General features: G+C 60.7%; 13 protein-coding genes. 7 read left to right on the top strand and 6 right to left on the bottom strand.

The window, feature by feature from the left end; all coding sequences use genetic code 11:
* Nucleotides 1–218 precede the first annotated feature (218 nt).
* The gene (locus ACB037_RS08380; protein ID WP_010674562.1) at nt 219–1,835 is read left to right on the top strand and encodes a peptide ABC transporter substrate-binding protein; all 1,617 of its coding nucleotides are present in this window, start codon (nt 219–221) and stop codon (nt 1,833–1,835) included.
* Nucleotides 1,836–1,901: 66 nt separating this feature from the next.
* Here the strand turns inward: ACB037_RS08380 and ACB037_RS08375 are convergent, their stop codons facing one another.
* The 3 genes from ACB037_RS08375 to sixA all read right to left on the bottom strand — a co-directional run bounded on the left by ACB037_RS08375 (nt 1,902) and on the right by sixA (nt 3,815).
* Nucleotides 1,902–2,822, bottom strand: coding sequence for a DMT family transporter (locus tag ACB037_RS08375; protein WP_039039040.1), 921 nt, complete (start codon nt 2,820–2,822; stop codon nt 1,902–1,904).
* A gap of 185 nt (nt 2,823–3,007) precedes the next feature.
* Nucleotides 3,008–3,214: a DUF1107 domain-containing protein gene (locus ACB037_RS08370; RefSeq protein WP_005324080.1), complete on the bottom strand. Its 207-nt coding sequence runs from the start codon at nt 3,212–3,214 to the stop codon at nt 3,008–3,010.
* Nucleotides 3,215–3,347: 133 nt separating this feature from the next.
* Nucleotides 3,348–3,815, bottom strand: a complete 468-nt coding sequence (gene sixA / locus ACB037_RS08365; protein WP_371175184.1) for a phosphohistidine phosphatase SixA — start codon at nt 3,813–3,815, stop codon at nt 3,348–3,350.
* 162 nt (nt 3,816–3,977) lie between these two features.
* Here sixA and ACB037_RS08360 point away from each other — a divergent pair, with 162 nt between their 5' ends.
* Nucleotides 3,978–6,752 (top strand): insulinase family protein, encoded by a 2,775-nt coding sequence (locus ACB037_RS08360; protein ID WP_371175183.1) that lies wholly within the window; start codon nt 3,978–3,980, stop codon nt 6,750–6,752.
* 284 nt (nt 6,753–7,036) lie between these two features.
* Here ACB037_RS08360 and ACB037_RS08355 read toward each other — a convergent pair whose 3' ends face one another.
* Complete coding sequence (locus ACB037_RS08355) at nt 7,037–7,684, bottom strand: thiopurine S-methyltransferase (protein WP_219604750.1); 648 nt, start codon at nt 7,682–7,684, stop codon at nt 7,037–7,039.
* A gap of 110 nt (nt 7,685–7,794) precedes the next feature.
* Entirely contained in the window at nt 7,795–9,165 is a 1,371-nt protein-coding gene (locus ACB037_RS08350) for a leucine-rich repeat-containing protein kinase family protein (protein WP_371175182.1), read from the bottom strand.
* A 260-nt stretch (nt 9,166–9,425) separates the two neighbouring features.
* On the opposite strand from ACB037_RS08350, the gene ACB037_RS08345 reads away from it, so the two are divergent.
* From ACB037_RS08345 to ACB037_RS08325, 5 genes are all read left to right on the top strand, one after another.
* Entirely contained in the window at nt 9,426–9,956 is a 531-nt protein-coding gene (locus ACB037_RS08345; protein ID WP_052814499.1) for a MarR family winged helix-turn-helix transcriptional regulator, read from the top strand.
* A complete protein-coding gene (locus ACB037_RS08340; protein ID WP_371175181.1) occupies nt 9,953–10,735 on the top strand; it encodes a HEAT repeat domain-containing protein in 783 nt (260 codons plus the stop codon). Before ACB037_RS08345 ends, ACB037_RS08340 begins: the two co-directional genes overlap by 4 nt.
* Complete coding sequence (locus ACB037_RS08335; RefSeq protein ID WP_371175180.1) at nt 10,732–11,103, top strand: DUF6616 family protein; 372 nt, start codon at nt 10,732–10,734, stop codon at nt 11,101–11,103. The genes ACB037_RS08340 and ACB037_RS08335 overlap by 4 nt, the downstream gene beginning before the upstream one ends.
* A gap of 419 nt (nt 11,104–11,522) precedes the next feature.
* On the top strand, nt 11,523–12,287 hold the full coding sequence (locus tag ACB037_RS08330) for an SDR family oxidoreductase (RefSeq protein WP_201926875.1): 765 nt from the start codon (nt 11,523–11,525) through the stop codon (nt 12,285–12,287).
* Between the two features lie 51 nt (nt 12,288–12,338).
* Nucleotides 12,339–13,166: a bifunctional transcriptional activator/DNA repair enzyme AdaA gene (locus tag ACB037_RS08325; RefSeq protein ID WP_202042541.1), complete on the top strand. Its 828-nt coding sequence runs from the start codon at nt 12,339–12,341 to the stop codon at nt 13,164–13,166.
* Nucleotides 13,167–13,422: 256 nt separating this feature from the next.
* On the opposite strand, the gene ACB037_RS08320 is transcribed toward ACB037_RS08325, so the two are convergent.
* Nucleotides 13,423–14,457 carry a hypothetical protein gene (locus tag ACB037_RS08320; protein WP_371175179.1) on the bottom strand — a complete coding sequence of 345 codons (1,035 nt, stop codon included), beginning with the start codon at nt 14,455–14,457 and terminating at the stop codon, nt 13,423–13,425.
* Nucleotides 14,458–14,622 lie beyond the last annotated feature (165 nt).

Below are 14,622 nucleotides of genomic sequence, written 5' to 3'. Positions count from 1 at the left end.
AACCGCGCCACCACGGGCTTTCGCCGTGAAAAAAGGGTTTCATCCGGCATCTTTTGGGGGGTTAATTCGTGACAAGAATGCATCCGGGCCGACGCGGCTGCCCGCCTTGCTCCCCCTGGCGCCCGGCAATGTTGCGCCAGAGGCGCCCCTCTTGAGATCTGCCCCCCAATCCCGCACACTGGCTGCGCTTTGGAAGCAAAAAAACATAAGGATATTCAATGAAAAAGTCGCTTATCGCCGGGGCGGTTGCCGCTCTGCTCACCCTCCCCGTCCTCGCCGCCCAGGTGCCTGAAGGCACCCAGCTTCTGCCAGCCGCCCAGCAAGTGTTCGTGCGCAACATCGGCACCGAGCCTGCCTCCATCGATCCCCAGATGGTGGAAGAGAGCGCGGGCAGCGACGTCGTCAACGATCTGTTCGAGGGGCTCTATACCCTGGATGGCAACGGCAAGCTGCAGGCGGCGGGCGCCCTTGGCTACGAGCTCGATGCCACGGGCACCGTCTACACATTCAAGCTCAGACCCGATGCCAAATGGTCCAACGGCGAGCCGGTGACGGCGGCGGACTACGTCTATGGCTGGCAGCGGGCGGCGGACCCCAAGAACGCCTCCAACTACGCCTGGTTCATCGAGCTGACCGGCGTCGCCAATGCCAGCGACGTGGTGCAGGGCAAGCAAAGCCCGGATGCCCTGGGGATCAAGGCGCTCGATGACTACACCCTGCAGATCACCCTGAAAAACCCGGTCCCCTTCTTCCTCAAGACCCTCTCCCACTACACCACCTTCCCGGCGCCCAAGGCCACCATCGAGAAGTTCGGTCATGAGTGGGTCAAACCGGCCAACATCGTCTCCAACGGCGCCTTCGCCCTCAAGGAGTGGACCCCGAACGAGCGCCTCATCGCCGAGCGCAACCCCCACTACTGGGACAACGAGCACACCGTGCTGAACAAGGTGATCTATCTGGAGATCGTCTCCGATACCGCGGCCTACAACCGCTATCGTGCGAGCGAGCTGCACTACACTACCTATCCCCTGGAGCAGTATCAGCAGATCAAGCGCCAGAGCCCGGAGGAGCTGGTGAGCGCCCCCATGCTCGCCACCTACTACTACGTGTTCAACACCCAGCGCAAACCCTTTGACGACGTCAGGGTGCGCAAGGCACTCTCTCTTGCCATCGACCGGGACACCATCACGGAGAAGATCCTGGGACAGGGGCAGCTCTCCGCCTTCAGCCTGACCCCGCCGAGCGTGGACGGCTTCGAGCTCAAACGCCCCGCCAGCGAGCTGATGAGCAAGGAAGAGCGCATCAAGCAGGCCAAGGCGCTGCTCGGCGAGGCGGGTTACGGCCCGGACAAGCCGCTGACGGTGGACATCCTCTACAACACCAACGAGGGGCACAAGAAGATAGCGCTCGCCATCTCCTCCATGTGGAAGCACAACCTGGGGGTCAAGGCGGAGCTCAACAACATGGAGTGGAAGACCATGGTGTCGGCCCTGAACGAGGGTGACTTCGGGGTGAGCCGCTACTCCTGGAACGGAGACTACAACGATGCCTCCACCTTCCTCGACATCATGACCTCCAGCAGCAGCGCCAACAGCGGCAAGTGGTTCAATAAGGAGTACGACGCCCTCCTGGCCAAGGCCCATGACGCCAAGGACCCCGCCGAGCGCAACCGCCTCTATCAGCAGGCCGAGGTGCTGATCGACGAGGAGGCCCCCATCGCGCCTGTCTACTTCTACGTGAAATCACGGCTGCTCAAACCCAACGTCAAGGGCTACCCCTACCAGAACCCGCAAGACCTGGTCTATGCCAAGGATCTCTATCTGACGGCGCAGTGACGCTGGGCACCGAACCAAAAAGACCGCCTCGAGGGCGGTCTTTTTTTATCCTACTTCTTTTTTATCCTACTTCTCCTGACAACCCGCCACCGCGAGCCGGGCGCGTCTTCGCACCGTCACGGGCCTCACCAGCAACTGCGCCAGCAACACCCCCATCAGGGTCATGCCGCCACCGATGAGGTGATAGCTGGTGAGCCGCTCCCCGAGCCAGCTGATGGCAAGGGCGGCCGTCATCACCGGCAACAGGTTCATGAAGATAGCGGTGCGGCTCGCCCCGAGCAGGGCAATGCCCTGCATCCAGAGCCAGGGCGAGAGGGCCGAGGTCGGGATCCCCGCATAGAGGATGAGCCAGAGGGCGCTGCCATCGGGCCAGTGCCCGTCCACCAGCAGATAGAAGGGGGTGAGGAACAGGAGGCTGCACAGCACCTGACCGTAGAGCATGGACCAGTTGTCCAGCCCCAGATCCCAGCGCTTGAGCAGCACGCTGTAGAGCGCATAGGTGGCCGCCGAGAGCAGCATGTAAACGGAACCGATATGGATGCCCTGGGTCAGCAGCCGGGCCGGATCCCCCTGCCCCAGCAAAATCGCCAGCCCCAGAATGGAGATGGCGCCTCCCAGCAGCGCCCCCCAGGTGGGCCGCTCGCGCAGCAACCAGATGCTGAGCAGCACTGTCATCAAGGGGGTCAGCCCCATCATCAGGCCAATCTCGGTGGCCCCCAGGGTCTGGGCCGCGTAATAGCCAAAGGTCTGGTTCAAGACCATGCCGAGCAGGGCCAGCACCGCCAGCTTCGAGAAACCGGCCCGCAGCTTGCGGCGCTCGCGCCAGGCCCGGTGAGCCAGAAACGGGGTCAGCACCAGGGCCGCCACCATCCAGCGCGACCAGGCGAGCGCCGCAGGAGACAACACCCCGACCGCCAGCTTGCTGACGATGCCATTGCCGGCCCAGATGGCCATGCAGGAGAAGGGAAACAGGAAGGCAAGGGGCATTGCGATATCCAGAATAAAAAGGCGGGTATTGCGCGCGAGTATAGAGAGGCAATCAGGATAAGCAAGCCTGCCAACGCAGGAAGAAGCGCCATGACGCGAACGGTTGGCGCCGCGCCCAGGCGCCATCAACAATCATGCCCGCACAGGGGCGGGCATGAGGGGGACCAAGGTCAGCCTGAGGCGCCTCAGGCGGCATCCATGTGGAGCCTTGAAATCAGTTCATTGACCTCGAGCACCGTCTGGCGATGGGGAATGTCGGCTTGCAATGGCATCATCAGCAAGCCCGACTGGAAATCGAAGCGCCCCCTGCCGTGGATGTAAATCCGCCCCTTGAAGAAGGTTTTGACATGTTTTGCCACCATCAGTGGCAGGTACTTCTTGAACACTCTCATCGTTTGCAACCTCTTGAAGTTGTATCCGTATGACAGCAGCTTATGCGAAATAATTCCGTTAAATTTATATAAAAAACCGGAAAATTCGACTCTCTCTTCTCCAAAAAACCAAACTGTAACTTATTATTAACTTTTACCGTATTGTATGCGGTCCTTCCAGCCAGAGCAAGACTCCTTTGCCATCTTGCCATTCGATGCAGGCCAGCCCGGACGTCGCGAACATGGGGGCCCCTGCCACCGGGCAGAGACTCTGGACCAGATACCCCACCAGCGGCAGGTGGCTGACCATCAGGATGTTGTCATGCTCCGCCGCCAGCGCAGTGAGGTAGCTCGCCACGAAAGCCGGATCCCCGTAGGGGGTGATGTCGCCGCTCTCCTCGACCTTGAGGGCCTTGGGCAACACGGGGGCGATGGCCTGCCAAGTCTGTCTGGCACGCAGGTAGTTGCTGTGGATCACCAGGTTCAGGGAGCCTGCCAATTGGGGAGCCAGCCAGCCCGCCATGTGGATGGACTCTTCGATGCCTTGCTCGGTCAGTGGACGCTGTTCATCAGTCTTTGCGTTCATGCCAGCCTGGCCATGACGCATGATGTAGATTTTCATTACAACCTCGCCCAGGGGGCCTGTTTAAATAGCGGGGGGATCTTACCCCGCCATGCCGGGGGAAACAATTGCGCCACCTCTCAGAAAAGGGTTTGCCTCGCAAGATAGCGGGGTCGATAATCATGTTTAAATTCAAATAAATTCACCGCGAGCCCCTCCCCAATGAGCCCATATGCCAGTCCCAATGACCATCGGCGGTATCACTATCTGGAGCTGGCAAACCGGCTCAGGGTCTTGCTGATCTGTGATCCCGAGACCGACAAATCCGCCGCCTCCCTGGCGGTGAATACTGGCCACTTCGACGATCCTGCGGATCGCCAGGGCATGGCCCATTTCCTCGAGCATATGCTGTTTCTCGGTACCCGCACCTACCCCAAACCCGGTGAATACCAGCAATTCATGAGCCGCCACGGTGGCAGCAACAACGCCTGGACCGGTACCGAGTTCACCAACTTCTTCTTCGACATCGACAACGGCTTCTTCGAGGCGGGGCTCGACCGGTTCTCCCAGTTCTTCATCTGCCCCACCTTTGCACCGGAGTGGGTCGACAAGGAGCGCAACGCGGTGGACTCCGAGTACCGCCTCAAGCTGCAGGACGACGTGCGCCGCAGCTATCAGGTGCACAAGGAGACGGTCAATCCGGACCACCCCTTCTCCAAATTCTCGGTGGGCAACCTCGACACCCTGGCGGATCTCCCCGGCCGAGATCTGCGCTCGGACCTCATTGCGTTCTACGAAACCCACTACAGTGCGGATCGCATGGCGCTGGTCATGCTTTCACCGGCACCCATCGAGACCCAGCTAGCCTGGTGTGATCGCTTCTTTGGTGCCATTCCGGATCGCCACCTCGGGCCTCCGGTACTGAGCCATCCTCTCTACCGGCTCGATGATCTCGGCATTCGCATCCAGCTGACCCCGGTCAAGGAGACCCGCAAGCTGGCGCTGACCTTCCCGCTGCCGTGCGTGGATGAGTATTACGACAAAAAACCCCTCACCTTCCTGAGCCACCTCATCGGCTATGAGGGGGAAGGCAGCCTGCTCTCTCTGCTCAAGGGGCGAGGCTGGGTCAATCAGCTCGCCGCCGGCGGCGGCATCAGCGGCGCCAACTTCAAGGACTTTGGCGTGAGCTTTGGCCTCACCCCCCTTGGGCTTGAGCATGTGGACGAGATCATCGCCGCCCTGTTTGGCTATCTGAAGCTCATCGAGCGGGGCGGGGTGCAGGCCTGGCGCTATGAGGAGAAGCGCAGCGTGCTGGAGTCCGCCTTCCGCTTCCAGGAGCGGGGCCGGGCCCTCGACACCGTCTCCGGCCTCGTGCTCAACCTGTTCAGCTACGGGCCGGACGATCTGCTCTACGGCGATTACATGATGCGCGAGTTCGATGAGCCGCTGATCCGGCGCTTCCTCGCCAAGCTGACCCCCCACAATCTGCGAGTGACCATCCAGGCCCCGGAAGTGAGCACGGATCGCCTCGCCCGCTGGTACCAGACACCCTACAGCGTCCAGATCATCAGCGAGGCCGAGAAGATCCGCTGGCAGCAGAGCGAGCCGGATCCCGCCTTGCACCTGCCGGCGCCCAACCCCTTCATCAGCAACCGCCTCGACGCCCGTCTGCCGACGCTGCCCGCCGACATGCCGTCCTGCCTCATCGACAGGCCCGGTTTCCGGCTCTGGCACCTGCACGAGCATCAGTTCAGCGTGCCCAAGGGCAGCCTTTACATCTCCGTCGACAGCGAACATGCGGTCAAGAGCCCGCGTCACATCGCCATGGCGCGTCTGGCCGTGGAACTGCTCACGGATCACCTCAACGCCCTCACCTACCCGGCGGAGCTCGCGGGCCTTGGCTACCAGATTTATGCCCATCAGGGGGGCTTTACCATCAACCTCAGCGGTTTTGCCGACAAGCAACCGCTGCTGCTCGACATGATCCTCGGCAACCGCACCCTGGGGTATCCGGATCCAGCCCGCTTTAGCGAGATCAAGGAGCAGCTTATCCGCAACTGGGAGAACCAGTCCAAGACCCGCCCCATCTCCCAGTTGTTCAACCAGCTCACCAGTTTGCTGCAACCCAACAACCCGCCGTTCGAGCAGCTGTTGCGCCACCTGCGCACCGTCGAACTCGGGGAGATGCCCGGCTTCGTCTCCGAGCTCTTTGCCAGGGTGCATCTGGAGGCCCTGGTACATGGAGACTGGACGGCCGCCGAGGCCCTCGAACTCGCGGCCCTGCTGGAGCGCCACCTCGGTGCCAACAGCCAGCCCAGCGCCGAGACCCGCCGCCCCCTCATCTCCATCCAGGACAGAGGCACCCTCATTCGCGAGCAGGGGTGCGATCACGAGGACTCGGCGCTGCTGGTCTACTACCAGTCGCGCACCACCCGGGCCCGGGATCTCGCCTGCTTCACCCTGGCCAACCACATCATGTCATCCACCTTCTTCCACGAGCTGCGCACCCGCCAGCAGCTCGGTTACGTGGTGGGAGCCGGCAACCTGCCCCTCAACCGCCATCCCGGTCTCATCTTCTATATCCAGTCGCCGGTGGCGGGGCCGCAGATCCTGCTGGATGCGGTGGAGGAGTTCATCGATCTCTTCCCGCTGGCCATGCTGGAGTTCACCGAGCAGCAGTGGCAGGAGAGCAAGGCGGGGTTGCAGGCCCAGCTCAGCGAGCGGGATGCCAACCTGCGCAGCCGCGGCCAGCGGCTCTGGGTCAGCATCGGCAACAAGGATCTGGGTTTTGATCAGCGCGAACGGGTACGCGAGGAGGTGGGCAAGCTCAGCCGTGCCGATCTGGTGCGCTTCATCACCCAGCTGAGATCCCGTACCTCGGATCGCCTCATCCTCTGCAGCTATGGCCTGGGCCACGAGCACGACGAGCGGATCACCGGCCAGTTTGTCGACGATCCCAGGGCATTTCGGCTCAACGCCGCCACCTTCGAAGGTTGACCTCCCCTGTTGGCAACGCGCAGGCAATAAAAAGCCGACCCCGTGGGGTCGGCTGGAAAAACCATAATCAATTGCGACCAGAGCCGCCAAAAGTGAACATGAGCGTGAAAATCAGACACTGGGTTGATGTTCGACCGGCGTTCAAACCAGAGCTCATCGGTCGGCACCAGCAGTGATTGAGAAACAGCCTCATCTTAGGCATTTCCCTGATTTTCCACGTTGATCTATGTCAAAGGAGGTAAAAAAAGCGCCACTTCCCTCGTTGGCAGCGGCCTCGCGCCCTCTCAGCCCCGGCGGATCAGCCGGTAAGCCACCTCGTCGAAATAGGAGAGCTGCCCCGAAAGCACCCTGGGGTGATCCAGCTCGGCGCCACGCCCCAGCACCTCGACACCAAAGTCGCGCTCAAACAGGGTGCGCACCTCCATCTCCCCTACCGAGAACGGCGGCTGTTGCTGCTGCTCGGGCTGATATTCGAGGGTCACCAGCAACACCTGCCCCCCCGCCTCCACCAGGCGGCTCATCAGGGCGGCATACTGGCGGCGCATGGCGCCCGGCAAGGCGATGAGGGCCGCCCTGTCATAGACCAGGCGATAACGCTGCCCGAGCTCCGGGGCGGCGAAGAAGTCCCCCTGATAGATGCGCAGATCCTCGTGCTGGTGGCACTGATAGGGACCCACCTCGCTTCTCTCTGCACTCAGGTTGTTCTCGTCAAAAAACTGGGTGATGGCGAGCTCGGAGAGCTCGAAGCCATCCACCGGATGCCCCTGTTCACGCAGCCAGAGCATGTCCCGGGACTTGCCGCAAAGGGGCACCAGCACGGGGTCGCTCCCTTGCTGGGCCGACCACCAGGATTGCAGCCAGCGGTTGAAATCTGCCTGATGAAAGCCAATCCGGTTTTCTTTCCACTTCTGGTGCCAAAATGCCGCTTCCATCATCTTCCTCTCGTCATCTGCAATGGTGCATCACTATCACAACTTCACCGAAGTGGCGCAAGCCCCATGATCCCGCCCCTGTGCACGAGAACGCCCACGATGGGCAGGCCTCAGGCCACGACCCCAGGCAGGCTTGTCGCCATCGCAGCCAGCCGGGTCAGGATCTGCGCGAAGGTGGGCCGCCGGGAAGGCACCTCAAAGCCGCACTCCCCGGCCAGTCGATGAAGGGGGTCAAGGTCGGCATCGCCCCCATTACAGCGCGCCAGCAGCTCGGCCAGCAGGCAGCCAAAGGCCCGCACTTCCAGGCGCTCGAGCCGCCCGGCCAGCACGTCATCGGCGCGGTCGTAACAGGAGGCGGCACCAAAGTCACCGAGCAGCACCCGGCCCGGCGCCTCCTGCGACGAGTGAGGCATCGCGGGCTGCAAGGAGTACAGCAGGTTGTGCGCGTAGAGATCGCCATGGAGGATGCCCCGCTCGTGCAGGTGCCGGGCGGCCGCAGCCACCCCCTGCACCATGGCCATCATCTGGGCCGGGGTGAAGTTCAGATCCACCCCATAGACATCCCGGGTGCAGGAGTCCAGGCTCGGGGGCCCCGCCAGGGTGGCGAAGGCGGGGTCTATCAGGGGCATCACCAGTGCCGGGATACCGGAGGGATGATCGCTCACTCTCCCCATCACACCGACCAGGTTTGGATGACGACCGGCGGCCAGGGACGCAGTCATCTCGCTCAGGGGCAAGCCATCGCTGGTGACGGCCCCCTTGAAGAGCTTGACCGCCACCGCCCCGGGCCCTTCGGCCCTCGCCCACTCGGCGCGATAGATGACGCCGGATGCTCCCTCCCCGAGCACATCCCCCAGTGAGAGCGCCTGCCAGATAATCTCGGTAGTGAACTCCGATGTGCCGTTCAAACACGCCTGCTCATCACAGAAAGGGTTGCCCGCAAAGGCCAGCCAGGTCAGACGCGGCATCGAGGGCAGCCACTCTGGAAGCGCCTCGAGCCGGTTGGCGGCGATGCGCAAAAGCTCCAGACGGTGGCAACCGGCAAGCGTCTCGGGGAGCTCATGTAGCCGGTTGCCCGAGAGCATCAGCTTTTGCAGATCAATGCAGCGCCCCAATTCTCCGGGCAGTGTCTCTATCTCGTTGTCGGTCAGGATCAACCAGCGCAATCTGGCGGGCAGGGAGGCGGCCGGGACGGTCGCGATGCGGTTGGCCTTGAAGCCCACCATGGTGAGCGCAGGGCAGCGCCCCAGCACCTCGGGCAGTTCGGTGAAGTTGTTCTCGGAGCAGAAGAGGATGCGCAGCTTCTTGCATTCGGCCAGCGCGTCAGGCAACTCGCTCAGCTGGTTGCCGGTGAGATCCAGCACCTCCAGGGTCTCCTTGAGGCTCAGGATCTCGGGAGGGAACACCGCGAGGTTTTCAGCAAGTTTGAGGTGGCGGGCGCCGCAGAGTTCGCCTGCGCGAAGCTGTTCCAGGGTATGCATGGGATCGTCTCTATCAACATTCGGGCTTGCGGTGGCTCACTGCGGGACACTCCCCCCAGACCACAAAGGAGGGGCATTATAGGGAATGACGGCCAAAGATGGCCGATTTTCTTGCAACGCCTGCTCTTGCAAAGGCCCCCCATCGCCACACTCCCGCTCCCCGTTGCCATGGACCATTCCGGTCGCGCGCTTGGGTGGTTGAACATTTGATTGGCGCCATATAGTATGGCGCCATACAAAGTCATTCGAGACTCACCATCATGATCACGCTGGAACAGAAACACCTCGCCCTGCTCGAGGATGCAGAGCGCCGCGGACACGCGGACACCCAAAACATGCGCGTCTGCTTTGAGGTGTTGACCCTCGCCGCTGCCATCGATCAGGCGTGCGCGGCGCGCCTGGCCCCTCACCGCCTCTCCGAAGGCAAGTTCGTGCTGCTGTTTTTGCTGCGCGACCTGCCAGAAGGGTTGGCTCCCCACGAGCTTGCCGACAAGGCGGGGGTCACACGGGCCACCATCACCGGCCTGCTCGACGGGCTGCAACGGGACGGCCTGTTGGCTCGCCACAGCGACAGCCAGGACAGGCGAAAGATCTCGGTGCGCCTGACAGAGCAGGGCCAGGCCCTGGCGCAGCACCTGCTCGATGAGCACAGCCAGTGGATAGGCTCCCTGTTTGCCGGGTTCGATCAGGCAGAGCGAGAGACCCTGAGCGCCCTGCTCAAGCGGGCCTGGCTCAACGTCATCTCATCCCGGGCAGGCTGCACTGAGGCCGCCACAGAGGAGCACCCATGACACGCAGCCGCATCACGGATATCGCCCCCTCACGCCTCGCCCAGCTCAACCGGGGAGAGGCTGAGGCAAGCAACCTGACCGAATGCCTGGCGGTGGATTTTGCCGCCCTGATGCAGTGCACCCTGCCTTCACTCGGGCCCCAGGCGCTGGCATCGATGCACGCCGCATCCGGGGAGGGCATTACCCGGCGCATGGCGCTGGCCGCCAGGCTGCTCCTGACCGAGAGCGGCACGAGGGATCTTGCGGCGCTCAGCCGTCATCCCTCCGATACCGTGCGGGGCTGGGCCTGTTTCATGGTGGGCGCGAGCGAGGGGCTGTCGCTCAGCGACCGCCTGGCCCTCATTCGCCCCCTCGCCGATGACCCGCACTTTGGGGTGCGCGAGTGGGCCTGGCTCGCAATGCGCTCGACCATTACCGCGCAGCTCGAGGCGGCCATTGCCGCCCTGGAGCCCTGGACGGCGGAGCCGTCCGAGCGGCTGCGACGCTTTGCCAGCGAAGCGACCCGGCCCCGCGGCGTCTGGTGTACCCATCTTGCGTCCCTGCGACAAGCGCCGGAGCAGGCCCTGATGCTGCTTGAGCCCCTCAAGGCCGATCCCGCCCCCTATGTGCAGGACTCCGTCGCCAACTGGCTGAACGATGCGAGCAAAGACAGGCCACAGTGGGTCACTGACCTCTGCACGCGCTGGTCTCGCGAAAGCCCCTGCCCCGCGACAACCCGGATTTGTCAACGCGCCTTGCGCACCTTGCGCAAAGGCCAACTCCCAAAGGAACCCCTATGACCCACTATCTGGCAGAGCTCTACACCCCCACTCCCGCCTGGCTGGCATTGAGCCAGACGGCTCGTCAGCAGTTCTTCGAGGCCATTGGCACAGGCATGGCCAACCTCGCCGCCCTCGGGGTGGAGCCCATCGCCCTGGGCGAGACCGATGCTGCCACCCTCCATGGTACGCCCCACCCCTTCTTCGCCATCTGGCGCGGGCCGGATGCCGCAGCCATCGATGCCCTCGTCCAGGGGATAGCCGCATCGGGCTGGCACGACTACTTCGAGACGGTCAACGCCACCGGCGCCGGGGTCTCCCTGGGCGAGCACCTTGCACAGTTGGCCGCCCTGCCCTGCGCCGCCACAACCAGCCCCGCCCTGGCCTGATAACCCCTAAAAGAGCGTTATCCCACCAGGCTTTGCGTCAGTGCTGCCGACACCGGTGGCACTGTTTTCCATGCCCTGCCCTTGCAAACCCAGGTCACCACCACCTGGGAAAGCGGCGCCACAGCCCCGCTCCCTTCCCACTTCCTTCCCACTCCCTTCAAAAAACGCTGATATCTCCTGATGCCGTGATGAGCCATCGCCGATGGCACAAATGAGCAAGATCCGGGTCGTCGTGACAAAGGTTCGCCGCCATAGTGCTTTCAAACCAACAGTGCTTTCGCCCCCCCAAAGCTTTGAACCAAAGGAGGGTTGAACCAAAGGAGGTTTGAACCAGGAGGGGGTTGAACCCATCCACTTGTCTGCCAACCCTGCATGAGCGTCGCCACCTGGCGCCATGCACATCTCGCGAGGGAACTGCCATGTCATTACTGTCCAACAAGGTCGCCATCATCACCGGCGCCAGCTCCGGTATCGGTCGCGCCAGCGCCATCCTGTTTGCAAGGGAGGGGGCCAGCGTCGTCGTCGGCGCCCGCCGCCAGCCCGAGCTGGATCTGCTGGTGGAGGAGATCCGCCACGAGGGGGGCCAGGCGGTGAGCCTGGCGGGGGATGTGAAAAGCGAAACCTATGCCCGCGCCCTGGTGGATCTCGCGCTGACCCGTTTCGGCGGACTCGATATCGCCTTCAACAACGCCGGCACCACGGGGACACCGGGCAGCGTGCCGGGGCTTGAACTGGCGCAGTGGCAGGAGACCCTGGATACCAACCTCACCAGCGCCTTTGTGGGGGCCAAGTACCAGATCCCCGCCATGCAGGCGCGCGGGGGCGGCTCGCTTATCTTTACCTCCACCTTCGTCGGCCATACCCTGGGGCTGCCCGGCATGGCGGCCTATGCTGCGAGCAAAGCAGGCCTCATCGGCCTGACCCAGGTGCTGGCCGCCGAATATGGGGCACAAGGGGTGCGGGTCAACGCCCTGCTGCCGGGGGGCACCGACACCCCCATGGGGCGGGCCTTTACCGATACACCGGAGAGTCTCGCCTTTGTGCAGCATATGCATGCCCTCAAACGGCTGGCCCAACCGGAGGAGATTGCCCGCTCGGCCCTTTATCTCGCGTCCGATGCATCCAGCTTTACCACCGGCATTGCTCTGCTGGCCGATGGTGGGGTATCTATTTGTCGCACATGACCTTGTCGCACCCAAGATCCTGCAGCTGCAAACCTATCGTGAGAGCGCCTTATGTCTGATTACGCCCGCATCGCCGATGCCATCCGTTTTATCGCAAGCCAGGTGGCGCGCCAGCCCACCCTGGACGAGATAGCGGCGCATGTTCACTTGAGCCCCTTTCACTTCCAGCGGCTGTTCAGCCGCTGGGCCGGGGTGACGCCCAAGCGCTATTTGCAGGTGCTGACCCTGGAGCGGGCCAAGGCGCTGTTGCAGGAGTCGCGCCCGCTGCTGGAGGTGGCCGATACCCTGGGCCTTAGCAGCGGCTCGCGGCTCTATGATCACTTCGTGCAGCTCGAGGCGGTGACGCCGGGCGAATACAAGCAGCGCGGGGCCGGGCTGGTGATCGATCACGGGGTGCACGACACCCCCTTCGGCCAGGCGTTCGTCGCCCTGACCCCGCGGGGGGTGTGCAACTTCTCGTTTCTCGATGACCAGGCCCCACAAACGCCGCTGAGTGCCCTCGCCCAGCGTTGGCCTGAGGCAGAACTGCGAGAAGCGCCATCACGCACCCAGGGGGTCATCCACACCATGTTCGATGGCAGCAAGGCGCCGGATCGCCCCCTCTCCTTGCACGTGAGCGGCACCAACTTTCAGATCAGCGTCTGGCGGGCGCTGCTCGCGATCCCGCCCGCCAAAGTGGTGAGCTACGCCCAGGTGGCAAGCGCCGTCGGCAACCCCAAGGCCGCCCGCGCCGTGGGGCTGGCGGTGGGCGCCAACCCCGTCGCCTTGATGATCCCCTGCCACAGAGTCATTCAGCAAAACGGCAAACTCGGCGGCTATCACTGGGGCGAGACCCGCAAACAGGCGATACACGCCTGGGAAGCGGCAAGGTATGAGTGAGGAACGGCCTTTCTGCTCTCCTTATAGGGAAAAACAAAGCTGTTGATCGTGAGTCAGCAGAAAATCAGGCAGCGCAAGACAAGCATGCGGCGATATAAAACGGGGGTATTTGAAGAATTGGGGCGCAGATCGCCCGTTTTGTTGCTTTTTCTTTAAGGACGTGGTCGGTTCGCATTTTTATTCCTATGTCTAACGTTTGGCCAAGGAGTGGAATTTAGCCCAACTAAATGAGCGAAGCGAACGATTTAACAAGTTATTATACGTCATTAACGATTACTTCTATGACTTGGGTTTTGACGTTGAGATATTCATACGTGGCTCTGGTTTTATGTATAAAGGCGACATCCCGAGAGAATAGGAAATCTGAGAACGAAGCTATAGCTGCGTGTCCTGCATCACTCATTGCGGCAGTAAATCTTCTATCATGCTTCATCTTAGAATCTGGGTAGTAGCCAATAACATTTAATACATTGTATACAGATATCACCTTTTCGTGCAAATACATCTCTCTATTGTAAATTGGGTTTATTGATATACCTAAGAATTGCTCTATCGAAAAATCACTTTCCCTATAGCCATCAAGTGTTTTGTAGATGCTCCATATTTTCTCTATTACGCTTGGAGGTTGAATGTTATTCAGTTGAACTGGCCCGATATTCATATGGTTGCGATATGTCTGAACGCCAGAATAGTTTAATTCATCTTCTATGTGTTTACGCAACTCCGCTGTTGACTGGGCAAGGGCGTCGTTGAAGCTGTGTTGCATTTCCTTTGTATGGGCAGCGACTGCGGCCTCTATTCCTGGAACTAAATATTTTATCTCGTCAACCTGTTCAGAAATATATTTAATTAAGTTACTGAATGAATCTATTTGCTCTCTGTTAATGTCGTCAAAGTCGCTTCCTACTCGGCCACCATAGAATTTGAGCAATGATTGCGTCGTGGCTTTTTCCATCGCTTCATAAACCGGTTCAATGTTTTTGCAGTAATCTTCAAAAGCATCGAATGGGTTTCGTTTTTTTAATATGGCTTTATCCGTTATTTTGAAACTCTCAGTGAGTAATATTCGAACATGCATTGCCTCCATACTTTCAAGAACCTCAAGAAATTTTGAGCCACAACTTCCTGTCCTTTTAATTTCTTTGAGTGTTTCATCTGAATAAACAATTTGATATTTCTCCCTCAGCTCAGATGAGAATGGTAAATGTTTATTTTTTACAAATATATCAAGGATGTTGTGGTCTAAATATGCTGTTGGCTTTCCATCATAATTGTGATTCGAAGTTTCCACTCAATATCCTTATTATGTATAACAGTGATTAGATGGAAGGTGGTACTAATCCGATAGCAGAGCCTTCCGTATAACTCCGCTTCATCTTTATAACCACAACCAAAATTCATTTTAAACCATCACATTACAAAACTTTCACTGGTATCAGACCGCATTCGCTCCTAT

Source organism: Aeromonas sp. S19(2024) (assembly GCF_041402625.1).
In the GTDB taxonomy this organism is placed as follows: Bacteria; Pseudomonadota; Gammaproteobacteria; order Enterobacterales; family Aeromonadaceae; genus Aeromonas; species Aeromonas caviae.
The sequence above is the reverse complement of the archived record's forward strand: the minus strand, read 5'-3'. Positions and strand labels throughout refer to the sequence as shown.

Excerpts from the sequence above, each read along its gene's own strand:
- ACB037_RS08380 (WP_010674562.1), top strand. The coding sequence starts at position 219 with ATGAAAAAGTCGCTTATCGCCGGGGCGGTTGCCGCTCTGCTCACCCTC.
- ACB037_RS08375 (WP_039039040.1), bottom strand. The coding sequence starts at position 2,822 with ATGCCCCTTGCCTTCCTGTTTCCCTTCTCCTGCATGGCCATCTGGGCC.
- ACB037_RS08370 (WP_005324080.1), bottom strand. The coding sequence starts at position 3,214 with ATGAGAGTGTTCAAGAAGTACCTGCCACTGATGGTGGCAAAACATGTC.
- sixA (WP_371175184.1), bottom strand. The coding sequence starts at position 3,815 with ATGAAAATCTACATCATGCGTCATGGCCAGGCTGGCATGAACGCAAAG.
- ACB037_RS08360 (WP_371175183.1), top strand. The coding sequence starts at position 3,978 with ATGAGCCCATATGCCAGTCCCAATGACCATCGGCGGTATCACTATCTG.
- ACB037_RS08355 (WP_219604750.1), bottom strand. The coding sequence starts at position 7,684 with ATGGAAGCGGCATTTTGGCACCAGAAGTGGAAAGAAAACCGGATTGGC.
- ACB037_RS08350 (WP_371175182.1), bottom strand. The coding sequence starts at position 9,165 with ATGCATACCCTGGAACAGCTTCGCGCAGGCGAACTCTGCGGCGCCCGC.
- ACB037_RS08345 (WP_052814499.1), top strand. The coding sequence starts at position 9,426 with ATGATCACGCTGGAACAGAAACACCTCGCCCTGCTCGAGGATGCAGAG.
- ACB037_RS08340 (WP_371175181.1), top strand. The coding sequence starts at position 9,953 with ATGACACGCAGCCGCATCACGGATATCGCCCCCTCACGCCTCGCCCAG.
- ACB037_RS08335 (WP_371175180.1), top strand. The coding sequence starts at position 10,732 with ATGACCCACTATCTGGCAGAGCTCTACACCCCCACTCCCGCCTGGCTG.
- ACB037_RS08330 (WP_201926875.1), top strand. The coding sequence starts at position 11,523 with ATGTCATTACTGTCCAACAAGGTCGCCATCATCACCGGCGCCAGCTCC.
- ACB037_RS08325 (WP_202042541.1), top strand. The coding sequence starts at position 12,339 with ATGTCTGATTACGCCCGCATCGCCGATGCCATCCGTTTTATCGCAAGC.